General features: G+C 64.3%; 23 protein-coding genes. 7 read left to right on the top strand and 16 right to left on the bottom strand.

Features of this window, described 5'->3' with window-relative positions; genetic code table 11:
- Positions 1-39 precede the first annotated feature (39 nt).
- Together waaC and PCA31118_RS12630 are read right to left on the bottom strand one after the other, a co-directional pair.
- Positions 40-1,008: a lipopolysaccharide heptosyltransferase I gene (gene waaC, locus PCA31118_RS12625; RefSeq protein WP_246190220.1), complete on the bottom strand. Its 969-nt coding sequence runs from the start codon at positions 1,006-1,008 to the stop codon at positions 40-42.
- Positions 1,009-1,253: 245 nt separating this feature from the next.
- Complete coding sequence (locus PCA31118_RS12630) at positions 1,254-2,651, bottom strand: phosphomannomutase/phosphoglucomutase (RefSeq protein WP_150625536.1); 1,398 nt, start codon at positions 2,649-2,651, stop codon at positions 1,254-1,256.
- 321 nt (positions 2,652-2,972) lie between these two features.
- On the opposite strand from PCA31118_RS12630, the gene PCA31118_RS12635 reads away from it, so the two are divergent.
- The 6 genes from PCA31118_RS12635 (at position 2,973) to PCA31118_RS12660 (ending at position 9,921) form a co-directional block, all read left to right on the top strand.
- Positions 2,973-4,199 carry an oligosaccharide flippase family protein gene (locus PCA31118_RS12635; RefSeq protein ID WP_150625537.1) on the top strand — a complete coding sequence of 409 codons (1,227 nt, stop codon included), beginning with the start codon at positions 2,973-2,975 and terminating at the stop codon, positions 4,197-4,199.
- Between the two features lie 4 nt (positions 4,200-4,203).
- Positions 4,204-5,349, top strand: coding sequence for a glycosyltransferase family 4 protein (locus tag PCA31118_RS12640; RefSeq protein WP_246190205.1), 1,146 nt, complete (start codon positions 4,204-4,206; stop codon positions 5,347-5,349).
- A 17-nt stretch (positions 5,350-5,366) separates the two neighbouring features.
- Complete coding sequence (locus PCA31118_RS12645; RefSeq protein WP_150625538.1) at positions 5,367-6,536, top strand: glycosyltransferase; 1,170 nt, start codon at positions 5,367-5,369, stop codon at positions 6,534-6,536.
- 19 nt (positions 6,537-6,555) lie between these two features.
- Positions 6,556-7,731, top strand: coding sequence for a glycosyltransferase family 4 protein (locus PCA31118_RS12650; RefSeq protein WP_150625539.1), 1,176 nt, complete (start codon positions 6,556-6,558; stop codon positions 7,729-7,731).
- Complete coding sequence (locus tag PCA31118_RS12655; RefSeq protein ID WP_150625540.1) at positions 7,725-8,816, top strand: MraY family glycosyltransferase; 1,092 nt, start codon at positions 7,725-7,727, stop codon at positions 8,814-8,816. Before PCA31118_RS12650 ends, PCA31118_RS12655 begins: the two co-directional genes overlap by 7 nt.
- 94 nt (positions 8,817-8,910) lie before the next feature.
- Positions 8,911-9,921, top strand: a complete 1,011-nt coding sequence (locus PCA31118_RS12660) for a symmetrical bis(5'-nucleosyl)-tetraphosphatase (RefSeq protein WP_150625541.1) — start codon at positions 8,911-8,913, stop codon at positions 9,919-9,921.
- A 141-nt stretch (positions 9,922-10,062) separates the two neighbouring features.
- Here PCA31118_RS12660 and PCA31118_RS12665 read toward each other — a convergent pair whose 3' ends face one another.
- The 7 genes from PCA31118_RS12665 to PCA31118_RS12695 all read right to left on the bottom strand — a co-directional run bounded on the left by PCA31118_RS12665 (position 10,063) and on the right by PCA31118_RS12695 (position 16,025).
- Positions 10,063-10,893: a lysophospholipid acyltransferase family protein gene (locus tag PCA31118_RS12665; RefSeq protein ID WP_150625542.1), complete on the bottom strand. Its 831-nt coding sequence runs from the start codon at positions 10,891-10,893 to the stop codon at positions 10,063-10,065.
- Positions 10,894-10,905: 12 nt separating this feature from the next.
- Positions 10,906-12,174: a dihydroorotase gene (locus PCA31118_RS12670; RefSeq protein ID WP_150625543.1), complete on the bottom strand. Its 1,269-nt coding sequence runs from the start codon at positions 12,172-12,174 to the stop codon at positions 10,906-10,908.
- 7 nt (positions 12,175-12,181) lie between these two features.
- A complete protein-coding gene (locus PCA31118_RS12675) occupies positions 12,182-13,159 on the bottom strand; it encodes an aspartate carbamoyltransferase catalytic subunit (RefSeq protein WP_150625544.1) in 978 nt (325 codons plus the stop codon).
- A gap of 44 nt (positions 13,160-13,203) precedes the next feature.
- Complete coding sequence (ruvX, locus tag PCA31118_RS12680; protein ID WP_044457037.1) at positions 13,204-13,632, bottom strand: Holliday junction resolvase RuvX; 429 nt, start codon at positions 13,630-13,632, stop codon at positions 13,204-13,206.
- Complete coding sequence (locus tag PCA31118_RS12685; protein WP_044457038.1) at positions 13,629-14,198, bottom strand: YqgE/AlgH family protein; 570 nt, start codon at positions 14,196-14,198, stop codon at positions 13,629-13,631. Before PCA31118_RS12685 ends, ruvX begins: the two co-directional genes overlap by 4 nt.
- 175 nt (positions 14,199-14,373) lie before the next feature.
- Positions 14,374-15,831 (bottom strand): hypothetical protein, encoded by a 1,458-nt coding sequence (locus PCA31118_RS12690; protein WP_150625545.1) that lies wholly within the window; start codon positions 15,829-15,831, stop codon positions 14,374-14,376.
- Between the two features lie 23 nt (positions 15,832-15,854).
- Positions 15,855-16,025, bottom strand: a complete 171-nt coding sequence (locus tag PCA31118_RS12695; RefSeq protein WP_006400971.1) for a rubredoxin — start codon at positions 16,023-16,025, stop codon at positions 15,855-15,857.
- A 213-nt stretch (positions 16,026-16,238) separates the two neighbouring features.
- Between PCA31118_RS12695 and thiD the strand changes: the two genes are divergently transcribed.
- Positions 16,239-17,075: a bifunctional hydroxymethylpyrimidine kinase/phosphomethylpyrimidine kinase gene (thiD, locus tag PCA31118_RS12700; RefSeq protein WP_150625546.1), complete on the top strand. Its 837-nt coding sequence runs from the start codon at positions 16,239-16,241 to the stop codon at positions 17,073-17,075.
- Positions 17,076-17,190: 115 nt separating this feature from the next.
- On the opposite strand, the gene PCA31118_RS12705 is transcribed toward thiD, so the two are convergent.
- The 7 genes from PCA31118_RS12705 to recX all read right to left on the bottom strand — a co-directional run bounded on the left by PCA31118_RS12705 (position 17,191) and on the right by recX (position 24,618).
- Positions 17,191-18,993 (bottom strand): O-antigen ligase family protein, encoded by a 1,803-nt coding sequence (locus PCA31118_RS12705; protein ID WP_174990444.1) that lies wholly within the window; start codon positions 18,991-18,993, stop codon positions 17,191-17,193.
- Between the two features lie 210 nt (positions 18,994-19,203).
- A complete protein-coding gene (locus PCA31118_RS12710) occupies positions 19,204-19,725 on the bottom strand; it encodes a pilin (protein WP_150625548.1) in 522 nt (173 codons plus the stop codon).
- 295 nt (positions 19,726-20,020) lie between these two features.
- The gene (locus PCA31118_RS12715; protein ID WP_150625549.1) at positions 20,021-20,749 is read right to left on the bottom strand and encodes a TerC family protein; all 729 of its coding nucleotides are present in this window, start codon (positions 20,747-20,749) and stop codon (positions 20,021-20,023) included.
- Positions 20,750-20,948: 199 nt separating this feature from the next.
- The gene (sucD, locus tag PCA31118_RS12720) at positions 20,949-21,830 is read right to left on the bottom strand and encodes a succinate--CoA ligase subunit alpha (protein WP_044457042.1); all 882 of its coding nucleotides are present in this window, start codon (positions 21,828-21,830) and stop codon (positions 20,949-20,951) included.
- Positions 21,831-21,915: 85 nt separating this feature from the next.
- Complete coding sequence (gene sucC / locus PCA31118_RS12725; protein ID WP_044457043.1) at positions 21,916-23,082, bottom strand: ADP-forming succinate--CoA ligase subunit beta; 1,167 nt, start codon at positions 23,080-23,082, stop codon at positions 21,916-21,918.
- Positions 23,079-23,762, bottom strand: coding sequence for a DUF2889 domain-containing protein (locus PCA31118_RS12730; RefSeq protein ID WP_150625688.1), 684 nt, complete (start codon positions 23,760-23,762; stop codon positions 23,079-23,081). The genes sucC and PCA31118_RS12730 overlap by 4 nt, the downstream gene beginning before the upstream one ends.
- 310 nt (positions 23,763-24,072) lie before the next feature.
- Positions 24,073-24,618: a recombination regulator RecX gene (gene recX / locus PCA31118_RS12735; RefSeq protein WP_150625550.1), complete on the bottom strand. Its 546-nt coding sequence runs from the start codon at positions 24,616-24,618 to the stop codon at positions 24,073-24,075.
- Positions 24,619-24,659 lie beyond the last annotated feature (41 nt).

A 24,659-nucleotide genomic window follows, 5' to 3' on the forward strand; every position in this document is an offset into this window, starting at 1 on the left:
GGTTCGCTGGGTTCGCTGGGTTCGCTTGGTTCGTTCCATTCATGCGGATCGGTCCTCCTCAGGCTCGGCAGCGCCATCCGGCGCCGGTGCGAGCGACGGCGCGAGTTCGCGCACGGCGTCGCGTACCTGGGCGAGCGTGGGCTTGTGTTCGGCGTCGCCGAGATTGACGATGCGCGGCGACCAGAAGCCTCCGGTGCGCCACGCGGTGCTGAAATTGTATAGCTCGATGGTCGGGCGGTTCAGCGCTGCGGCGATATGTACCAGACCGGTATCCACGCCAACGGTGATCGCCCCACGATCGATGAGGCCAACGACCTGCGACAGATTCATCTTCGGCGGCACCCACGCCGCATCGCCCAGCGCGGCGGCCAGGCGCAGCGACACCTCGCGCTCCGCAGCACTGCCCCACGGCAGGACGATCAGGAACCCCTGCGACGCCAGATCACGCCCCAGCGCAATCCAGTTGTCTTCCGGCCAGGTCTTGTCGTCGCGCGAGGTCGCATGGACGAACACCGCATACGGGCGATCCGGACATTGGCTGTGATCGGCACGCTCGGTCGCAATGCCGAAATCGATCTCGCCCGGCAACTTGAAACCCAGCGCTTCGGCCACGAGCAGACGCGAACGTGTGACGACGTGCGTGTGCGGTTCGATGCGTACCATGTGCCGATAGAGATAGCGCACCGGCCACTCGTAACTCGCGCCCTCCGTGCGATTGCCCAGCCCCCACACGGCCCCGCGTGCGGTGCGTGCGATCCAGCCGGTCTTGACCAGACCTTGCGTATCGATCACGTAGTCATAGGGGGTTTCGCGCAAGGCACGGCGAAACGCACCGATCTCCTGCCAGGTGCGTGCCGCAAAGGGTTGCTTGCGCCAGCGGCGCAACGCAAAGGGAATGACCCGGCGCACACCGCGCACGAGTTTGACGAGGTCGACAAAGCCCTCTTCCACGACCCAGTCGATCTGGGCATCGGGATACTGGCGCAGGATGTCCTGCACCACGGGCATGTTATGGACGACGTCGCCGAGCGACGAGACTTTGACGATCAGAACCTGCAACCGAACGCCCCGGCGGTTCGGCCGGGCCTCGTGAGCAAAACCGCGATTTTACTCCGTCCCGGCCCGTCAATCATGAATGTTGCCCGCGCCGGGAAATCGGCCCCGCTCTGCCCAGTGCGCCGGGCGTGCGGGGCGGCTGCAATCGTCCCGACCGTCGCGGAGGCCGCGGGCGTCGCGGCCCCCCCGGGGAGACATCAGAACGGCAGCTTGGCGTCGGGCTTGACGGCCAGGATCGCGCGACGGAAGTCGTCCTGAATGCGCCGGATCGCAGCGTCGCTGTCGGCTTCGAAACGCAATACGACCACCGGCGTGGTGTTCGACGAGCGCGCGAGCCCGAAACCGTCGGCATATTCGACCCGGATACCGTCGATCTTGACGATGTCCTGCGCACCGTCGAACTTGGCGGTCTCGCGCAGCTTGTCGATCAGCGCGAAGTTTTCGCCCTCTGCCAGGGGAATCTGGAGTTCCGGCGTCGAGATCGAATTCGGCAGCGCATTGAGCACGGTGCTCGGGTCGGCTGTCTTCGAGAGGATTTCGAGCAGACGCGCGCCCGTATACAGGCCGTCGTCGAAGCCGTACCAGCGGTCCTTGAAGAACACGTGGCCACTCATCTCGCCCGCCAGCGGTGCGCCGGTTTCCTTGAGCTTCGCCTTGACCAGCGAGTGGCCCGTCTTCCACATGAGCGGCTCGCCGCCGTGCTTGCGCACCCAGCTTGCCAGGTTCCGCGTGCACTTCACGTCGTAGATGATCTTCTCGCCCGGGTTGCGGCTCAGCACGTCGGCCGCGAAGAGCATCAGCTGACGATCCGGATAGATGATCTGGCCGTCCTTGGTGACCACGCCGAGACGGTCGCCGTCGCCATCGAACGCCAGACCGATTTCGGCATCGGTCGTCTGCAGCGTGCGGATGAGGTCCTGAAGGTTTTCGGGATGCGCCGGATCCGGATGATGATTCGGGAACGTGCCGTCGACTTCGCAGAACAGTTCGACGACTTCGCAACCCAGCGCCTGAAACAGCGCCGGGGCGTAGGCGCCGGCCACACCGTTGCCACAGTCGACCGCGATCTTCATCGGGCGTGCCAGATGCACGTCGTTGGCAATGCGTGCGCGATACGACTCGCCGATCTCGTCGGCCGTGTACGTGCCCTGACCGGATTCGAAGTCCTGTGCCTCGATCAGTTTGGCCAGGCCCTGAATGGCGTCGCCGTAGATCGCACGGCCGCGCAGGACCATCTTGAAACCGTTGTAGTCGGGCGGATTGTGGCTGCCCGTGACCATGATGCCGGAGTCGACGATACGCCCGTGCAGGGTCACGTTCGTTGCGAAGTACACCATGGGCGTGACGACGACGCCGATATCGACCACGTCGACGCCCGCTGCGCGCAGACCGTCGGACAGTGCGCCGACCAGCTCCGGGCCGGAGAGGCGGCCGTCGCGGCCGACGACGACGGCATTGCCGCCCTCGCGACGCAGTGCCGTACCGAAGGCGCGTCCGATCAGGTGTGCGACGTTGGCATCCAGCGTCTTGCCGACGATGCCGCGAATGTCGTAAGCCTTGAAAATCGCAGGCGAAACTTGCGTGGTTTGCGTCATGGGAAAGAGTCTCTCGGAAACGAGGAGGAGAAGTTGCACAGAAAATGTCCGGGCGTACGGCGTTTGTGCATGGACGCCACAGACATCGAATCCCGGCGGAAGGCCCGGCCGGGAGCGGCTGCATTACGCTAAAATTATACGAGACTTCGCCGCACTGCGGCATTTCTCCAAACCCTTGTCAGCCAGCACCTACATTCGGTTCTGCCAAGCGCCGTCGAGCGACCCGACCCGCGCCGACAATCCAGTTTCGGTCCACACGCACCGGCCCTCGCAAGGCCGGTTTTGCTTATCCTGAGAACGAGTGAGACGCGCGAGCGCCCCATGCCCTACCGAACGTACCGGAACATTTTCCGCAACATCCTCTGGATGCTGACCGAGCGCGGCGCGCAGATCGCCGGCGGCATTGCGGTCTCCGGCCTGCTCGCGCGCAGCCTCGGCGCAGCCCAGTTCGGCCTGTTTCAGTACGCACAATCGCTCGTATTTCTTGCGGCGTCGCTCACCCTGCTATGCGGCAGCGAAGTCGTGGTGCCGCGCCTTGTCGGCAAGCCCGAGGCCGAGCAGCGCACCGTCATCGCGCACGCTTTCGTGTTGCGGCTGGCCGCGGCCGCCGTCGCCTACACCCTCCTCACGATCTATGTGCTCGGCTTCGCGGAATCGAACCTCGTTGCCGTTACGCTCTGGCTCGGTGTCGCGCTGTGGTTCCGTGAGCCGTCGGGTATCGTGATCGCGTGGCTGCAGGCCCGCACGTTCAACCGCCCCAGCGTGACGGCGAATCTGTGCGGGCTGGCGGCGAAGCTCGCGCTCGTGGCGGTGCTCTTCGTCACGCATGCGGATGTGACGGCGTTCGCCGTCGTCTATGCAGTGGAGGCCATCGTCGCGGCCGCGCTGCTCGTTCGCTATTACGTGACGCATTCGCCGAAGACCGTCATCGTCTGGCGTCGCTCGCTGTTGCTCGAACTGCTGCGCAGCGGCGCGGTGTTCTGGGGTGGGCTGATGCTGATGATTCTGTTCAAGCGCATCGACCAGCTCGTGCTCAAACCGATCATTCCATTGTCCGAACTCGGTGCGTATGCGGCTGCGATGCAAATCACCGAGAACTTCGTGCTGGTCGCACCGATCATCGCGAATTCGCTGGCGCCCCAACTGATTTTCCAGACCACGGACAATGCCACCGCGCGACGCAACACCGTGCGCGCCGTCTGGCTGATGGTGGCTGCCGGCGCGAGTCTGGCGGTGCCGATCGCCTGCCTCGCACCGTGGATCGTCCACCTGATCTACGGCGCAGGGTTCGCCGAGTCGGCACAGATCCTGCGCATCTCCGCGCTGATGGGGATTCTGGTGTTTGCCGACGCGGCGCTGAACCTGACGCTCATCCGGCGCGGCGCGGGACGCTGGGTTGTTGCGAAATGGCTGTGCGCGGCTGTCGTGGCCTTCCTGGTCGTGCGGGGACTGGCGCCGCAGCTCGGCGCATTCGCCGGGGCGCTGGGGTATGGCGCCGGTTACGCTGCGGCGCTGGTGCTCGGTGTCTGGCTGTTGCGACGGGATTGAGGCGATGACGATGATCGATTCGCGCAAGACGTCGCAGGCTTCACAGGTCCGCACGATCTGTCTGTTCACCGGCACGCTGGCGGCGTTCGCCGGGGCGGAACGCGCCACCGCGACGCTTGCCAACGCACTCGCCGCGCGCGGGCACCGCGTTCACGTTTTGTCGCTCTGGGGACATACGCCGGTGTTCGCCTTGTCGCCCGGCGTCGCGCATCACGCGATGTTCGCCGAACGCGTGGCGTTCAAGCGTCACTATCCGTCGATCGTTCGTCAGGTGCGGGCGTACGTGCGCGCACATGGCATCGAGGTGATGATCGACGTCGATCCGATGCTCGCGCTCTACACCCTGCCCGCCACGTTCGGTTTGTCGCTGCGGCGCATCGCGTGGGAACACAGCACGTATGCCAGCGACCTTGGGCGGCGCTCACGTCGCTGGGCGCGCACGCTGGCGGCCAATCGATACGATGCCGTGGCGGTGCTCACGCACGCCGATTGCCGGGCCTGGCAAGCCCATCATCCCCGCGCCCGTGCGAAGTTCGTGACCTTGCCCAATGCGCTCGGCCTGCCGATGCCCGACACCGCGCCCACGCCGAGCGCCGCGCGTTGCGTCCTCGCCGTCGGACGTCTCGTGCCCGAGAAGGGTTTCGACCGTCTGATCGACGCCTGGGCGCGCATCGCCCATGATGCGCCGGGTTGGCACGTGCGTATCGTGGGCGACGGACCGCTGCGCGACGACCTGCTCGCGCAAGCCCGCGACGCCGGCGTTGCCGATACGGTGCAGGTGCTGCCCGCCGTGGCGGATATCGCGCGGCATTACGCACAGGCATCCATTTACTGCCTGCCGTCTCGCCGCGAGAGCTTCGGGTTGGTGCTCATCGAGGCGAAAGCCTACGCGGTACCAATCGTCGCCTACGCCGCCGACGCCGGACCGCGCGCGCTGCTTCACCATGAAGTCGACAGTCTCGTCGTCGAGGACGGCGACATTCCTGCCCTGGCCAGCGCACTGCGCCGTCTGATCGACGACGACGCGCTGCGACACAGGCTTGGGCTGGCCGGTTACGCGCATGCGCAGACGTTGCGCGCCGATGTCATCGCGGCGCGTTGGGAAACGTTATGGCAAGACGACGCGCCGATGACAGCCCAGACGAGATAAGGAACGAGACAAGAAAGATGAGGATTGCCCTGTTTGTCACCGGCCTGCAACTCGGCGGCGCAGAGACGCAAGTGGCCGACCTCGCCCGGGGATTTCTCGCGCGCGGCCATGACGTCGCCCTGATCTCGCTCACGGGCACGTGCGCGATTGCCCTGCCACGATCGCCGCGCTTCACGCGTATCGAACTAGGCGCGGGCAAGTCGCCGCTGTCGTTGATGTGCGCCATGCGACGCCTCGTTGCCGACTTGCGCGCATGGCGACCCGACGTCGTTCACGCGCACATGGTCCACGCGAATCTGATCGCACGCGTGGCGCGATGGTTCGTGTCGATGCCGGTGCTGGTCACGAGCGCTCACAGCCGCAACGAAGGCGGACGGGCGCGCATGCTGGCGTATCGCCTGACCGACCGCTGGACGGACCTGACGACCAACGTGAGCGACGACGCCGTGGCGGCCTTCATTGCGCAGGGCGCCGCGCCGGCCGCGCGCATCGTCAGCATGCCCAACGGTATCGACACGGGACGCTACCGTCCCGATGCGCAAACGCGCTCGCAATGTCGCGGGCAATTGCCGGACTTGCCAGGCTTGCCGGGCTCGCCGGTGACCGGCGCCGAGCGCACGCCCATCGTCTTCGCGGCGGGCCGCATGGTCGAAGCGAAGGACTACCCTACGTTGATCGATGCCTTCACGCGGGTCGTCCAGGCGATGCCGGACGCGAAACTGTTCATCGCGGGCGACGGCCCGTTGCGTGCGTCGATGCAGACGCTCATCGAGGAGAAGGGACTCGCTCACGCGGCGACCTTGCTCGGACGCCGCAACGACATTGCACAGCTGATGTGCGCGGCAGACGTGTACGCGATGTCGTCTGCCTGGGAGGGGCTGCCGCTCGTGATCGGCGAGGCGATGGCCAGCGGCCTGCCCGTCGTATCGACGGACTGCGGCGGCGTTCGCGAACTGCTCGGCGATGCCGGCACGCCCACGCTGCACAACACGCTCGTGCCGGTTGGCAATGCCGCCGCCCTCGGCGACGCACTGATTCGCCATCTTCAGGCTTCGCCCCAAGACCGTGAGGCGCTCGGCGCTGCCAATCGCGAGCGGATCATCGCCCGTTATTCTCTCGACGCCGTCGTAACGCGCTGGCTCGAGACGTATGCCCGTTTGCGCGATGACGCCCGCGCAAACGCCTGACCTTCACCGCACACCGTCAATGACAGCTCCGGTCCTGCTCTGCTCCAACACGTTCTGGTCGATCTATAACTTCCGGCGTGGCCCGATTGCCGCTTTGCTCGCGGCAGGTCATCCGGTACACGTTGCCGCGCCGGACGACGAGTTCGCCAGCAAGCTCGCCGCAATGGGCTGCGTCGTGCATCGTGTGCCGATGGCGGCCAAGGGACAGAACCCGCTCCAGGACCTCGGGCTGATGTGGCGACTCTACCGCCTCTACCGGCAAGTGCGTCCCGCCGTGATCTTTCACTACACGATCAAGCCCAATATCTACGGCGCCATGGCGGCGCGCTTTGCCCGCATTCCCGCTGTCTCGATGACGACCGGCCTTGGCTATGTGTTCATTCGCGAGTCGCTCACTACGCGCCTGGCACGACAGTTGTATCGCGTGGCTTTCCGACACACGTTGGAGAACTGGTTCCTGAACGCCGAAGATCATCGTGCGTTTGTCGACGGCGGGCTTGTCGCGCTCGGCAAGACACGGTTGCTGCCGGGCGAAGGCGTTGATCTGACGCATTTCGCCAAGGCCGCGTGGCCGACGAAGCAAGCACCCGCCAATGCCCGGATGCCCGAGGTTGCCGCTGTTAGCGATGACGCCGCCTCGCCCTTTCGCTTCCTCCTGATCGCACGTTTGCTGCGCGACAAAGGGGTGCTGGAGTACGTGGAAGCCGCGCGTGCGATTCGGGCCGCAATGCCGCATGTCGTGTTCCAGATCCTCGGCGCGGCCGACGTGGAAAACCCGACGGCAATTTCCCGTGCCGAAGTGGACGACTGGCAGCGGGAAGGCGTGATCGACTATCTCGGGACGACCGGCGACGTGCGCCCCTTCATCGCGAACGCGCACTGTGTGGTGCTGCCGTCCTACCGTGAAGGACTCTCGCGCACGTTGCTCGAAGCGGCGGCCATGGGGCGCCCCCTGGTCGCGACCGACGTGCCGGGGTGCCGCGACGTGATCGATGATGGCGTCACCGGCTATCTCGTGCCCGCACGCGACGCCGCCGCCTTGACCGCCCGCCTGCGCGACGTGGCATGCACCCCCCTGACCACGCTCGTCCGAATGGGCGATGCCGGGCGTGCTAAAGTAGCGCGCGAATTCGACGAACATGTCGTCATTGCAGAGTATTTTCGGATTCTCGGATCCCTTCCCGCATCATGCTGAGCCTTGCCATCGCCCTCGTGGTGTCGTTCATTGCGACGCTGTTGATCGTTCGCTACGCGCACGTTCATGCCCGCTTCTCCGGCGATAGCGATGTCGCCGGCGTGCAGAAATTTCATGTGCGTCCGGTCCCGCGTATCGGCGGTGTCGGCATTCTGGCCGGACTGCTCGTCTCGGCCACGGCGCTCAGCCTGTCTTATCCCACGGTATCGCGCGACATTCTGCTGCTCGTCGCATGCGGCCTGCCCGCATTTTTGTCCGGTTTCATCGAGGATCTGACAAAGAAGGTCACGCCCACGGTGCGCCTCGTCTGCACGATGTTCGCCGCGCTGCTGGCTTGGCTGGTGCTCGATATTCATATCACCCGCGTCGATATCGGTGTGGCGGACCGCGCGCTGGTCATCGCCGCCGTGTCGGTGCCGCTCACGGTGCTGTGCGTCGCCGGCATGGCCAACGCCGTGAACATCATCGACGGCTTCAACGGGCTCGCGGCCATGGTCGCGATGATCATGTTCGCCTCGCTCGGCTATGTCGGGTTTCAGGTGCAGGACCCGATCGTGCTGACCACGTCCATGATCATGGTCGGCGCCATTCTCGGCTTCTTCATCTTCAATTTCCCCGGCGGGCTGATTTTCCTCGGGGACGGGGGCGCTTACTTCCTCGGCTTCATGCTGGCCGAAGTCGCCGTCCTGCTCGTGATGCGCAACCCGCAGGTCTCGCCCTGGTATCCCGCGCTGATGGTGATTTACCCGGCGTTCGAAGTCTGCTTTTCCATTTATCGCAAACGCTTCGTGCGCGGCATTTCGCCCGGCATTCCCGACGGCGTGCACCTGCACATGCTGGTCTATAAGCGGTTGATGCGCTGGGCTGCGGGCGCGCGCACGGCCAGCGCCCTCACGCAACGCAATTCCTTGACCTCCCCGTACCTTTGGCTGCTATGCTTGCTGGCAGTGATCCCGGCGACGGTCTTCTGGCGACATAGCGTAGTGCTGGCCCTGTGCTGCGTCGCCTTCATGGTGACCTACGTGTGGCTGTACCTGAGCATCGTTCGCTTCAAAGCGCCGCGCTGGCTGATCTACAAAAAATGAATGACCACGGGGGGCGTCGCACCGAGCGTGCGCGGCCGCGGCACACGGAATCCCCCTGATCGGGACAACAAGACAAGACAGCGCCACCAACGCGATGCGTGACATCTATGCCATCGGCGACCTGCAAGGTTGCCAAACGTCGTTTGAACAACTGCTCTCGCGCCTGCCTGGCGACGCAGATCTCTGGCTCGCCGGCGATCTCATCAACCGCGGCCCCCGCTCGCTCGATACGCTGCGTCAGGTCATTGCGCTGGGGGATCGCGTCACTGCCGTGCTCGGCAATCACGATCTGCACCTGCTGGCGGTCGCTGCAGGCGTGCGTCAGGCGCACGGCAGCGATACGCTCGACGACATCCTCAATGCCCCGGACCGCGATGCGCTCGTCGACTGGGTGCGTCGCCAGCCGCTGGCGCACTTCGCGCATGGGCATCTGATGGTGCACGCCGGCGTCCTGCCGCAGTGGGATGCCGAACAGGTGGTCGCCCTTGCGCGCGACGTGGAATCGCAATTGCGCGGTCCCGACTGGCAGGCGTTTCTCTCGCGCATGTTCGGCAATCAACCCGATCAGTGGCACGAGGGGCTAAGCGATGAAGACCGCAGGCGTCTTACGATCAATGCGCTGACGCGCATGCGTTTTTGCAGTGCCGACGGTCGCATCGACTTCAAGATCAAGGAAGGCGCCGATGCGGCGACCGACACCCTGAAGCCGTGGTTCGATGTCCCCGGTCGCCGTACGGAGAACGTGACAATGGTGTTCGGGCACTGGTCGGCACTCGGACTGGTGATGCGTGAAAACCTGCTCGGCCTCGACACCGGATGTGTCTGGGGCGGCAAGCTCACCGCCGTGAAGCTCGCCGACTCGCCCGCTGCGCGCGAGCTGATACAGATCGACTGCCCTCAGATTCGCGACCCGCTCGCCGCAAGCGACAAGAAGCGCAACAAGATCAAGACGGCGGAGAAGGCCGAAGACGCACTCAAAGCCGCCAAGGCCGAAAAGCTGGACAAGTTTGGCAAGGCTGCCCGCAAGCTGGAGAAAATTGCGAAGGCCGAGAAGGTGGAAAAAACCGACAAACCGGAGAAGGGAACGAAGCGCAAAGGCGAATGATGGCTGGCCGCGTGCGACACATTGCCCCTGCCTTCCCGACATCCAGAACGAAACGGCGCCCCGCAGGCGCCGTATTTCTTTCCCAGCTCGAATGCATTCCCGGCAGGCGTACGGTCCCCGGATGCGACGGTGACGCGGTGCTCACACCTGAACGGCCTGCGCCGCATCATCGGCTTCGTCGCCCATGGATGACGCGCGCGAGCCGACCGAACCATTCTCCGGCAGCACGGCTTCGGGCAGGAAACCCTGCAACGCCGCGCCCACAGCCTGCTGCGCCCCCAGCGTAAACTCTCGGCGATGCTGCCCTTCCTGCGGATACTGGGGCGCACCGATCGACAGGCGCACCGTCATCGGGGGCGCTTTCAGAATCATGTCGATGGATTCGATCAGGCTCGTCTCGCCGATATACGCAGGCGCCATCGTGTGGCGTCCACTCGCTTCATCCGTATAAAACAGACACATCGGCTGCACCGGTTTGCCTGTGGTGACCGGCGCTTGCAGAAGATTGGCGTGGAACGGCAACAGACTGCGGCCGTCGGTTGTCGTGCCTTCCGGGAAGACCGTGATGATGTCGCCGTCGCGCAGACAATCGGACAGGTAGTGCATGATGCGGCGCGCGTCGGCACGTCGCTCGCGTTGCAGGAAGATTGTGCGGGTCTGCACGCATAGCCAGCCCACGAGCGGCCAGTGACGAATCTCCGCCTTGGCGACGAAGCGCACCGGTTGCCACGCATTGAGCGCGAAGATGTCGATCCACGACACGTGATTGCACAACAGCATGACACCGCCTTCGGGCACCGACGCGTGCTGCTCGACTTCGAGACGCATGCCGCACAGCTTGAGCAGTTTCTGCGACCATGCACGAATACGACGGTCTTTCTGCGGTTGCGACAGAAACGGGAAAAGCACCGCGGCAGTCACCATGCCACGCGCGAGATGCAAACCCAGACGGAGTTTTTTGATCAACAACACGGTAGTCGCATCCTATGCGGCCAGGGCATCGTACGCCACGTGGCCACCGACCAGCGTGAGCCGTACCTGGCCCGGCAATTCGTATCCCAGAAACGGGGTGTTGTGACCGGCACTGCGCAACGCTTGCGCGGACACGGTCCAGTATGTCGACGGCGCCAACACACAGACGTCCGCCGGTTGCCCGGGCGCGAGTTGCCCCGCCCCCGAGACGACCGGCGCCAGACGCTGCCCCGGCCCGGACGTCACCCGTGCAAGCGCGTCGACGAGCGGCACACGCGACGCCTCGGCCCACTTGAGTACCAGCGACAGGAGCAGTTCGATCCCCGTGGCCCCCGGCTCGGCCTCGGCAAAAGGCACGAGGCGGGCATCGGCCGCCAGTGGCGTATGGTCCGAGCAAATGGCGTCGATCGTGCCGTCGCGCGCGGCGTCGCGCATGGCCTCACGGTCACGCTGGGTGCGCAACGGCGGGTCGAGCCGATACTGGGCGTCAAAGTACCCGATGTCCATGTCGGTGAGATGGAGGTGATGCGCGGCCACGTCGCAGGTGATCGGCAAGCCTTCCGCCTTCGCTGCCCTCACGAGGGCGAGCCCCGCAGCCGAGGACAGACGGCAAAGGTGCACGCGCGTGCCGGTCACTCTCACCAATTCGAAAATGGTATGCAGCGCGATGGTTTCAGCCGCGACCGGGATGCCCGCGAGTCCAAGCCGCGACGCGACCGCCCCGCTCGCGGCCACGCCGCCTGCCGCAAGCGCGGCGTCCTGCGCGCGCAACCAGACCGTGAGCCCGAACGTGCCCGCATATTGCAAGGCGCGCAGCAGCGTGCGGTTATCGGCCATGGCGGCATTCGCCTGCGACAGACCGATGCAACCGGCCCGGGAGAGTTGCGCCATCTCCGTCAGTTCGCGCCCGGCAAGCCCCACGGTCAATGCGCCGAGCGGATGCACCTGCGCATGATGCGTCGCGCGGGCGCGCCATTGCAGCATCTCGACCAGATCGGGTTCGTCGAGCACCGGATCGGTGTCCGGCGGACATACCATGCGCGTCACGCCACCGGCCAGCGCAGCCGACACTTCGCTCCCGTGCGTTACGCCTCGCGCCGACAGATCGACCAGTCCCGGCATGACAAGCAGCCCTGTCACGTCGACGGTCCGATCCGCCGAGAAATCGGCTGGCGAGGCACCCAGCGCGACGACGTGGCCGTCGGCAATGAAAACGTCCTGCACACGATCGGTACGGCTTGCGGGATCGATGACGCGGCCACCCTTCAGATGCAATTTCATGGCGCGCTTACCCGTTGTTCGCGGCGACGATACTCATCACCGCCATGCGCACGGCAATGCCGAACGACACTTGTTCGAGAATGACCGACTGCGGGCCGTCTGCTACGGCGGAGTCGATCTCCACGCCGCGGTTCATCGGGCCGGGATGCATGACGATGGCATCCGGCTTCGCGAGCGCAAGCCGTTCCTGCGTCAGACCGTAATACTTGAAATACTCGCTCGCCGAGGGCAGCAGCGCGCCGTTCATGCGCTCGTTCTGCAAGCGCAGCATGATGATCACGTCGACATCGCGCAGCCCTTCGTCCATGTCGTGGAACACCCGTACGCCGAGGTGTTCGAGTCCCTCAGGCAAGAGCGTGCGCGGGCCGATCGCGCGCACTTCCGGCACCCCCAGCGTCGTGAGCGCATGAATGTCGGAGCGGGCCACGCGCGAATGCAGAATGTCGCCGACGATCGCGACCGTCAGATTCTGGAATTCGCCTTTGTGATGGCGAATAGTGTACATGTCGAGCAACCCCTGCGTGGGATGCGCGTGGCGTCCGTCCCCGGCGTTGATGACATGCACATGCGGCGCGCAATGCTGCGCGATCAGGTATGGCGCGCCCGATTGCGCATGGCGCACCACGAACAGATCGGCGTGCATGGCCGACAGATTACCGATGGTATCGAGCAGCGTTTCGCCCTTGCTCGTCGACGACGCGTTGATATTCAGATTCAACACATCCGCGGACAATCGCGCGGCGGCGATCTCGAACGTCGTTCGCGTACGCGTGGAGTTCTCGAAGAACAGATTGAAGACGGATTTGCCGCGTAGCAGCGGCGTCTTTTTCACGTCGGCATCGTTCACGCTCACAAACTGCGTAGCGGTATCGAGAATGTGCATGAGCACGGCGCGCGGCAATCCTTCGACCGTCAGCAAATGCTTGAGCTCGCCGTTGCGATTGAGCTGGGGATGACCACGTCGGCCAAGCATGCCGTTAGCCATGCCTGGGCTCCGTGACGCGTGGCGTTGCGCGCTGGGGTACGAGGTCAGGCAGGCACATGCTCGTCGAAATACTGCTGGAGGATGATGCGGGCGGCTTCAGCGTCGAGCGACGTCTTTTGCGAGACCTTGACGCCCGCTTCGGCCAGCGCCGCGGCGGCGGCCACCGATGAATAGCGTTCGTCGACCCAGACCACCGGCACGTTGAACCGGCCGTTGAGCTGATTGCCGAAGCGCTTCGCCTGTTGTGTCATCTCGTGCGGCGTACCATCCGGGTGACATGGCAGGCCGACGACGATCAGTTCAGGCTGCCATTCGGCGATGAGCTTTCCCATCTCGGCAAAGCGAACGTCGCGATTGAGATTGGCGACAACGGTGAGCGCACGGGCCTCGCGCAGCATCAGATTGCCCATCGCGACGCCGATGCGGCGCTCGCCGTAATCGAAAGCGAGCACCGTGCGACTGCCAGCCGTCATGCGTGACCTGCGTCGGCGGAGAGCATGGACGACGTCACGCCGAGCAACGCCAGCGCCGCGTCGAAGCGCTCGGCCGGCGGCACATCGAACACGATGCCGGGATCTGCGGCCACCGTGAGCCAGCCGTTGCGGCTGATTTCGTCTTCCAGTTGACCGGCGCTCCACCCCGAATGCCCCAGCGTGAGCAGGAAGCGGTTCGGCCCCTGGCCGTTGGCGACGGCTTCGAGCACGTCCTTGGATGTCGTCATCTCAAGACCACCCGGCACCGACAGCGAGGAGCTGTATGACGTTCCCGTCGCTTCATGCAGCACGAAGCCTCGCTCCGTCTGCACCGGACCACCGAAGAAAACCGGTTGATGGGCGAGCGGATCGATTTCGAGCTTGAGGTCGAGCCGCTCGAAAAGCGACGCGAGATCGATGTCCGTGGGACGATTGATCACCAGCCCGATTGCGCCCTTTTCACTGTGCTCGCACAGGTAGACGACGGTGCCGGAAAAAGTGGGATCGGCCATGCCGGGCATGGCGATGAGGAACTGATTCGTAAGATTGATACGGTCGTTCGGCATAGGGCCAGAGTTTGTCGGAACCTGTTTGACGGTTTGCCGTCCGGCATCGCGCCACCGCGAGGCGCCGCCTCCCCGGAAGGCTCGCGTCGCCTGCTGGCGGCCGGTCAGCGGACGAACTTTTTCCGCATCGTGATACGGCCATCGGCTGCCAAAGGCAGCCTTTGGGCCGACTGTATCACGGAACGTCGCGAGCGGTGACTAGCCGCTGCCCGAACACGCTGGCATCCAGTGCGCGCTCGCGCCATAGGGCCATCTCCGCGATCAGATCGGGGCGTGACTCGGGATAAGTGTCCGCCGCAAACTGATGGAGCATGCCGCGCAGCGCCTTGACCGTCATCGCCAACGCCGCCGGCCCGCCCGGCTCCGCCGGTGGCGATACCGCCAGACGCTCGCCGGTGGCCGCGACAGCCGCCGCAAGCCTCGCAACCGGCGCCAGACCAATAGCCGCCGAGTATTGTGCGACCTGCGCCGCGACCGCCGGGTCGTTCAAATTCGGAAGGGCTTCATCGGCGAGACTGAGGAAAGTCTGGCAAACGTCCTGACGTACGGCCAGTGGGCCGATACGCAACCAGTCGCGCGAACTGCTGCCCGCGCCCTGCTTCTGCCCGGCTTGCGCAGCATCCGCCAGCGGCTCGGGCAAATGGCCGGGACGGCGCAATACGCCGAAATCGGCCAACAATGCCCCAAGCCAGGTGTCCGGTGCCTGCGCGTGCCAGGTCGCCAGGGCTTCGATCAGGTCGTGACCGGGTATAGCATCGCCTGACGCTCGGGCGCCGCCCGCGGTGGCCGTGGGGGCCACGGGAGTCGTCCCCGCGTCGGCGGGGTTACCGGGACGGGTGAGTTGCTTGCGCAGGGCCAGGTTCATGCGTCCGATCTGGCGTTTGTCGGCCAGGCTCAGCGGTGCTCGGGCAAAGCGCAGCCAGGCCGCTGCCAGACGCCAGTAATCGAGCGGAGCCGTCGCCCCTGCGCGATGCAGATCGGCCGCCAGATCGGCGAGTTGGCCGAGGGCGGCCGTGGTGTCGATCGCATCGGCGTCGGGGCGCAGCAGGCGCAGCAATACCCGTTCGACGTCGGCGCGCAGCGGCGCCGTGCCAGCCGGCAGGCCATGCAGACGCGGCTGCGCGATCACCCATCCCGCCATGCGAAGCTCGCCCGGCGAGGGCGCGCCGGTCCAACCGTCGGTCGCGGAAGGGGTTTGCGCAGCGGGGGCCACGGCGCCCGCTTGCCAGATATCGCGCTCGAACTGACGCAGGGCGTTGCGCTGCGTGTCCTGACTGCCGGGTTCGCCATATGCCGCCTCGGCAATCGCCTGCACCAGACGCTCGCCATGCAACGCCCAATCGGCGTGACCACTGGTCTGAAGCAGGCGATTGGCGCGACGCAGCGGTCCGAGCGCCGCTGCCGGACCGCTCGACCAGGCGTCGGACGCCTCGGTCAGCGCGTCCGCGACTTCCGGCAGACGCCACAGCGGTGTGTCGCGCGTGTCCCGGGCATCGCGGCCGTCGCGAGCGTCGCGGACATCACGCCCGGCAGGCGTGGCGTCAACGGCGGAATCAGTGGACGGTTGAGGCGATCCGGCCGTACCGGGCACGCCGGAGGTGCCGGACATGCCAGACGATTCAGGCGTCACCATAGGCATCTCCTGGCCGTTCGGCCTCAGATCTGCACCATCTCGAAGTCTTCCTTGCGAGCGCCGCACTCCGGGCAAGTCCAGTTGATGGGCACGTCTTCCCAGCGCGTGCCAGGTGCAATGCCCTCGTCGGGCAAACCTGCCTCTTCGTCATAGATCCAACCGCAAATGAGGCACATCCAGCTCTTGTATTCCATTCTTTCTTAGGCGACGAGCGTTCCGTTACAATGGCTTGTCAACCGCTTCGGGTCCCGTCGGCAGAGATGCCGGACGGTCATGTGGGAACCCTGCCGGTGCATTGTCCGGCGGGCGCTGCCCACGGCGCTTTCAAGCGCTCCGAAACGGGCATTTAAGGCGTGATGGTACCAACGAACCCAAAGCCTGACCAGATCGCCGTCTATCCTGCTTCCATGCAAACTGAATCCCCACCCATTCTCCTGACCTTCGGACTCTCCGACCCCACTTCGGCAACCGGCGTTCAGGCCGACCTGCTCACGTTCGCGAGCATGGGCGGCTACGGCGTGTCGGTGCTCACCGGCTACTCATCGCAGGACTCCCGCGCCTGCGATGAGGTGCAGCCCATCGACCCCGACTGGATTGCCGATCAGGCACGCATGCTGCTCGAAGACATGCCGGTCGCCGCCTTCAAGGTCGGTAGCGCCGTGAATGCCGATAACGTCGCCGCCATCGCCGAGATCGTCGCCGATTACGACGAAACGCCCCTCGTCGTTGCCCCCGACTTCGGACTTGCGGGCGAGCACCTGCTGTCGGCGGACGAATTGCGGGAAGCCACGGCCAGCCTGCTCGTTCCCCAGGCCAGCGTGCTCGTCGTGAGTCCCGCGAGCGCGGTCGCGCTTGCGCAAACGATCACCGAAAACGAAAACCTGTCGCAGGACGAAGCTGTCTCCGCCCTGCTGGAGAACGGCTGCGAATTCGTGCTGGTGAGCGACGGCAACGCGCCGCAGTTCACCCACACGTTGTACAGCGACGGCGGTGTCGTCCGCGAAGACGCCTGGGACCGTCCTGCGCATAACGTCGCCGGCGCCATGGATACGTTGGCGTCTGCGGTCACCGCCATGCTGGCCAATGGGCTCGCCGTGCCGGAAGCCGTTCGCGAGGCGCAGGAATACCTGCAACAGGTGCTCGAAAATGCGTTCCGCCCGGGCATGGGACGCCACTTTCCCGACCGCTTCTTCTGGGCGCGCACGGAAGAGACCGAACAGGACGACACGTCGCCGGACGCCTAACCCTTTCCCAAACCGGTCGAAAGCATCGCGCAAATTGCATTGCCCACACAACAACGCCCGCGACTTTGCGGGCGTTGTTGTCTATGTCGCGCCAGTCAGCGCACGATGTCAAACGTTATGCGAACGCATACGTGCCCTTCGACGGGGCCATCATCGCGTCCACATCCGAATCCGGCTCCCCCTTGGGTCGGCCCCATGCCTCGATAACCCGCCTGAGGAACGGCTTGAGTTCAGCACCTTGCTCGCGCAACATGCGCACGAGCGCCGCGTACTGTCCTTCGAAGATTCGCGAGTTGTAATTCTTGAGACGCTGAATGTCCTGCAATGCCTCGTCGTCGCGACCCGCGAGCGCCAGCAGCACTATGTAGCGCTTGATCATCGTCGGGCCGGCGCCCAGCGCGAGCGCCTCGCGATGCGCAGCCAGCTTTTCGTCGAGTTGATCGCGATTGAGATAAAGCGCGCCCGTGACGGCGTAATCGCCGTATGGCGCAAAGAACAACGCCGGGTCGGTGCGATACGTTTCGATCTTGCCTGCGCGGTAAGCCACTTCAACGCGCTGATAGTCGTGATATAGCCATGGGATCGCCACGCACGCGAACAGCACGATGACGCCGTTGATCGCCCCCGTGGCCGTCGGCGACACACTCTCGATGGGCTTCGTCTCGCAGAATCCGAGCAGGAACATCGCCGGGAGCAGGAAGAATGCGTAGTGCTGCGGATACTCCAGCAAGGCGTGAATCGCGAGCATGCCGAGCATGACAAAGGCAAGCGCAATGGGTGCCGTCTGGATCCCGCGCACCGCACGGACGAACCAGAATGCCAACGGAAGCAGCACCGCCAGCGTGCCGACAACGCCCGTCTTCGCCAGCAGGTCGAGCAACACGTTATGCGCGTTGTCCGCCATTTCCACCGGGCCGAGTTTGTCGACCAGCGCGAACTGCGCGTCGATGTAGTTCGACCAGCCGGCACCGAAGAACCAATGCTCGCGGAAGATCGCCAGTCCGTACTCCCACAGGTTCAGGCGCCCTGTGACCTGCCCCGCCTGCTGCATGCGGGCGACGGCACTGCCGTCGAGCTGCAACCCCCAGGCCACGTTCGCCCAGCCGACGAAGACCGTGGCGAGACCGAGTAGCGGCAGGAGCGCGACCGGCACGAACCAGCGCATCGAGCGACGCATGTTGCGCGTCGGCTCGCTACGCTCCATCCACACAAGCCACAGCCCGAAAGCAGACAGCAGCGCCAGTTGCAGCCACGGCGTGCGTGAGCCCGTCAGGCAGATGCCGATGTCAAACGCGGCGCAGGCCACGAGCAACGCCCATGCCGGCAACTTGCGCTGATACCAGAGGTAAAACGCGCCGGCGCTGGCGAGCGAGAGATACGTCGCCAGGTGATTGGGCTGGTACATGTTGCCGAACAGGCGACGAGCCACCGTGACCGTGTACTTGGCGACCAGCCACGGCACCTGGGCTTCCAGGTGAAACGCCTGGACGATCTGTGCGCCCACGGCGTACAAGCCGCCCAGCGTAAGCGCCACCGCACTCCAGCGCATGAGCACACCGCGCCAACCCAGTTGCGCGAGCCAATAACCCGTGTTGACCGCGACGATCATCGCCACACCGTAGAGCAGCGCCGTCATCATCAACTGCGGCAACTCGGTCGGAATCGTCGCGCGCTGAATCAGCACGATCGCCACAAAAGCGAGCGGCATCCACGTGACGCGCGGCATGCGCAGCAGGCGCGCGTCGCGTTGCCACACGGCGATCATCGAGAGCACACCCAGCACTGCGAACAGCGAAAACGCCAGCGCTTCCGAATAGAACGTCGAAATCGGATAGGTGTGCTTGACGAGGTTGTAGGGCAAAGCCCAGATCAGGGCGAGTACAAGCCCGATCATCGAGAGAAGCAGAGGAGGAAACAAGGTCGCCGCCGTGCAATGCATCGGTTGAAAGATGCGCAAGCATAACCAAAAATGGCCACCCGGGGGGCAGCCATTTCATGCCTGACGCGCGTATTGACGCCGTCCGCAAATCCGCAGTGATCGCCAGGCCGGACGTCCTGTGGCTTGATGCGACCCGATGCAACCCGCTGCGATGCAACGTGACGTCATTCGGCCTGGTGCGAAGCGGACTCAGGCCCCCTTGGTCGCCGCGTCGCCGCGACATTCCGGCGGCGCGAGCTTACCCGGCAGCGTGGCACCGTTGGGCGCGCCTTCGCGGCCCTGCGCATAGCACGTCCAGACGATCTGACCTTCGGGGGCCTTGCCGACCGTCAGCGTCTCCGGCTTGCCGGTGGCGCCGGTGCTGGTCGGCACCAGCACGATCGCACCATCGCCCGCTCGCTGGGTGTACGCCACCGTAACGTTGCCGCTCACGGAATCGATGCTCACACCGCTCACGTTGTCCGTTGCGCTCGGTGCCTGCCACCCGCTATTGAACGGCGCGCCATGCATGGCATTCTCGCTCACGAGCGCCTTGGCCGAGGCCGCTGCGCCGAGTCCTTCGACGACACGCGCGCGGACCAGATAATTCTGCAGATACGGAACCCCTGCTGTGACCAGCACGCCGATGATCGCCAGCACGATCATCAGTTCGATCAGGGTGAAACCCCGGGATTTGGCGAGACCGGTAGTCCGGTGGCCGAAACGACGCATTGTGTAACTCCCTGCAAAAGCAATGAAAACAAAGGGGACATCGGGGGGAAGTGGGCGGAGTATGCCATACCCCCCATCGCGAATGCCCTGCCGCAGATCAAAATCGGCCGGCGCCGCATGAGGTGATCGGAATCGTCCGAGGGAACGCGAGACAAACGGTCTGGCGCCGACCGGTCCCGACGCCGATGAGACGTCAGGCAACGCCCCCCCACCGCATGACGCATCGGCATGGTCAGGCCGACCGAGCGCCTGGATCCTGTCGCGCCAAAGTCTCCGATCCCGGCAATGGACCCGATTATTTCGAAGAGGTTGCACGCATTTGTCGTGCTTCGCTACGACGCTTGAGCGCGAGCCCTACGACCAGAACGAACACCGCCCCGATCGCCGAGGCCACATAGTGGGTGTATTTCGCGGCATCGCCGGGCAAGTGCAACAGATGGCCGATGCCCGGGTCGGTCACGATCAGGCCGCCGGCGATCCATCCGAGCAGCGCCGCACCCGCCATCACGATCACGGGGAAACGGTCGAGCGCCTTGAGCACGAGCTGCGAGCCCCAGACGATCAACGGAATGCTCACGAGCAAGCCGAAGATGACGAGCGGCAGCTGGTGATGATCGGCCGCGCCTTCCGCGGCACCGGCGATCGCGATCACGTTGTCGATGCTCATCACCAGATCGGCAATGATGATGGTTTTGACGGCAGTCCAGAGCTTGTCGGCCGGCTTCACGCTGTCGTGCGCGTCGTGGTCGGGCACCAGCAGCTTGGTGCCGATCCAGAGCAGCAGCAGCCCGCCCACCGCCTTGAGATAAGGCACGGCGAGCAGCGTCACGGCAAACGCAATCAGGATCACGCGCAATACGATGGCCCCGATCGTGCCCCAGACGATGCCTTGCAACCGTTGCTTGGCCGGCAGATTTCGGCACGCGAGCGCAATCACCACGGCATTGTCGCCACCCAGCAGGATGTCGATCATGATGATCTGGGCCACGGCGGCCCAGTTTAGCTCGGCAAAAAACGCAAGCATGGCGCGGATATCCTCGGCAACGATTGAGACGGTAAAGACAGTTCAGACGCTGAAACGGCTGAAGGGGTGAGACGAATGCAACAAAGGATGGCGCAAACGCAATAGCAAAAGAGGGAGCCCGATGTCCTGGGCTCCCTCTTTCATGACTCGTTATGCGGCCACCGGTTCCGGCGGCCGCGACGAAGTCGTCCGGCGGGAATTACAGCACCGACTTGAGCAGGCGGCCCATTTCCGACGGGTTCTTGGTCACCTTGATGCCGCAGGCATCCATGATGGCCAGCTTGGCTTCGGCCGTATCGGCACCGCCCGAGATCAGCGCGCCGGCGTGGCCCATGCGCTTGCCCGGAGGCGCCGTCACGCCTGCGATGAAGCCGACGACCGGCTTCTTCATGTTGCCCTTGATCCACTCGGCGGCGGCAGCTTCGTCCGGACCACCGATTTCACCGATCATGATCACGGCGTCCGTTTCCGGATCGTCGTTGAACATCTTCATGACGTCGATGTGCTTCAGACCGTTGATCGGGTCGCCACCGATACCGACGGCGCTCGACTGGCCCAGACCCAGTGCGGTCAGCTGGCCCACGGCTTCGTACGTCAGGGTACCCGAGCGCGACACCACGCCGATGCGACCCTTCTTGTGGATGTGACCCGGCATGATGCCGATCTTCAGTTCGTCCGGCGTGATCACGCCCGGGCAGTTCGGGCCGAGCAGCAGGGTCTTGCGACCTTCGCGACGCATACGGTCCTTCACTTCGATCATGTCACGAACCGGAATACCTTCCGTGATACAGATCGCCAGATCCAGGTCGGCTTCGACGGCTTCCCAGATGGCGGCAGCAGCGCCTGCGGGCGGCACGTAGATCACGGAGACGGTCGCGCCGGTTTGTTCCTTCGCGTCCTTCACCGAACCGTAAATCGGAATCCCTTCGAAGTCTTCGCCAGCCTTCTTCGGGTTCACGCCGGCGACGAACGCGTTCTTGCCGTTCGCGTATTCGCGGCACATACGGGTATGGAACTGGCCGGTCTTGCCAGTGATACCCTGGGTGATGACCTTGGTGTCTTTGTTGATCAGAATCGACATTGCTTGATTTCCTTCGTCCTGTTGCCTGGCGGTGTGCGCTCAGCCTCTCGGGAGCAGCACGCCGCGACGGCTTCGACTGTTCTGGTTACTTGCCTGCGGCAGCCGCGACAACCTTCTGGGCAGCTTCTTCCATGCTGTCCGCAGAGATGATCGGCAGGCCGGATTCGGCGAGCATCTTCTTGCCCAGGTCTTCGTTCGTGCCCTTCATGCGCACGACGAGCGGCACCTTCAGCGACACAGCCTTCGACGCCGTGATCACGCCTTCGGCGATCACGTCGCAGCGCATGATGCCGCCGAAGATGTTGACCAGAATGGCCGTCAGGTTCGGGTTCTTCAGCATGATCTTGAACGCTTCGGTCACCTTCTCTGCCGTGGCGCCACCGCCCACGTCCAGGAAGTTGGCCGGCTCGCCGCCGAACAGCTTGATGGTGTCCATCGTGGCCATGGCCAGACCGGCACCGTTCACCAGACAGCCGATGTTGCCGTCGAGCGAGATGTAAGCCAGATCGAACTTCGAGGCTTCGACTTCAGCCGGATCTTCTTCGTCCAGATCGCGGTAAGCCACGATTTCCGGATGACGGAACAGGGCATTCGAATCGAAGTTGAACTTGGCGTCCAGTGCCGTGACCGTGCCGTTCTTGCTCACGTTGAGCGGGTTGATTTCGGCCAGCGACGCGTCCGTTTCCCAGAAGGCCTTGTACAGACCTTGGAGAATCGTGCGGGCTTGCGAGATCGAACCTTCCGGCACGCTGATCTTCTTGGCGAAGTCGTCGGCTTGCGCGTCCGTCAGGCCAACCGACGGATCGATCACGACGTGGTGGATCAGTTCCGGGTGCTTTTCGGCGACTTCTTCGATGTCCATGCCGCCTTCGCTCGAACCCATCATCACGATCTTCTGCGTGACGCGGTCAACCACCAGGCTGACGTACAGTTCGTTGTGGATGTCGGCGCCTTCTTCGATCAACAGGCGATTGACCTTCTGGCCTTCCGGGCCCGTCTGGTGCGTGACCAGTTGCATGCCGAGGATCTGGCCGGCGTATTCGCGCACTTGCTCGATCGACTTGGCAACCTTCACGCCGCCGCCCTTACCGCGACCGCCTGCGTGAATCTGGGCCTTGACCACCCAAACCGGACCGCCGAGTTCTTCGGCTGCCTTCACGGCCTCGTCCACGGAAAACGCCGGAATGCCGCGGGGCACCGCGACTCCGAATTTCCGGAGGATTTCCTTGCCTTGATACTCATGAATCTTCATGCGTGATTCCCTTCTTGCTGAGTTGGAAGTTTGGGTTCGAGCTCGCGAGTCGAGGCCGCATCGCGCACCGCTTCTGATGTGACGGGCGTCGTGGGCTCGTTCGCTCGATCGTTTGCGCGGCCGTTGAACCAGCGCGGGTAAAACCGGCGCACCGCCTCGCCATCAAACCGCAGGGCGTGACAATGTCCGAGTTGGAAAGGAGGTGCCGAATCTTCGGCATCGTTGCTCGCCAGCGCCGTATCGGGTGTGTCGATCACCACTCCGGCGAAAGCCTGAATCGCTGCCGTCGGCAGGACGCTGCACAGTTCTGTCAGGTGGGTACAGCCCGCCGCGCCGCCAAGGCGCTCGCGAACCCCGCGTCGGAAGCCGCGCCGCAGGTTAAGACCAATCAACTGACGGTATTGGGGGCCGATCTGGTCGCAAATACCGGGATAAGGCACCCAGTCGGACACAGCCTCGGCGTCATGGACTTCAAACGCTTCGTCGATCGTCAGCCGCAGCCATAGTTCGTGAATTGGCGTGCCCTCCTTGCGAAGGCCGGTGGCCAATGCAAAATCCCGATCCTTGTGATCGGTCAGTCGGGCTTCGATGTCCCATAGGCCATCGTCGCGCGAATACGCTTCAACAGCGATCGTGCGACGGTGACGCAAGGTACGAGAGGCAGGCGCGGAGAGCGGCATGCGGAAGTGTGCAATGCATGAACGCAGAAAGATCTTGATTCTAGCATAGGCGACGGCCCCGTCTGCCGCAGCGCAGCAGAAGCCCGCCGCATAAGGGGGAATTACCCGACCCATCGGTCGGGCAATCAAATTATCGCCGCTGCCCGCCGGTATGGTGCAACGCCATAACGCGATAAGCGAGGATTGACGTGTCACGTGAGTTACCGCGTCGTGTCACGCGAGCGATGACGCTGGTTGCGCGACGATACGCGTCGTTAGGCGCACACGGATAAATGGACACGCATCCATGAGGAAAACGGTGAGACTGACCTCAGACGTCATCCAAAAATTCGTCGGCGCCCCGCACGATTTTGCTGATAACGGTACGCGAGAAGCCACGGGCGGCAAGAAAACGCATCTGTTTGGCGCGTGCTTCGGGGGTCGTGGCGACCTCGCCGAACTTCTTCTGCCACACGGCATGCGCCCGCGCCAGTTCGGTTTCGCGCAGTTGCTCCGAAATCGCGGCGACGGTGTCGGCGTCGACCTGATGCTGCTTGAGTTCGCCCACGATTCGCGTGGTGCCCATGCGCGAAGCGCGACGGTTCACCACGCTTTCGGCGAACCGCTCATTGGACAGCCATCGTTCCTGTTCCAGACTGTCGAGTAACCGATCGAGCGCTTCGGGATCCTCGGCGTCGGCGTAGGGCGCCAGCTTGCGACGCAACTCCGCACGACTGTATTCGCGACGCGCAAGATACGACAACGCGCGACCTTTCAGGCTCAACGTGGGTTTGCGGGAGGGTTTGACCGCGACGGCCTCATCCCCCGGCGGGGGTGGCGGCACATTCGGGGTGCGGGGAGGACGGCGATTGATCATGAATTCATCGTAGCGCGATCAGTGGCAGTCGCAAGTCCACA

This window comes from Pandoraea captiosa (assembly GCF_902459775.1).
Classification (GTDB): Bacteria; Pseudomonadota; Gammaproteobacteria; order Burkholderiales; family Burkholderiaceae; genus Pandoraea; species Pandoraea captiosa.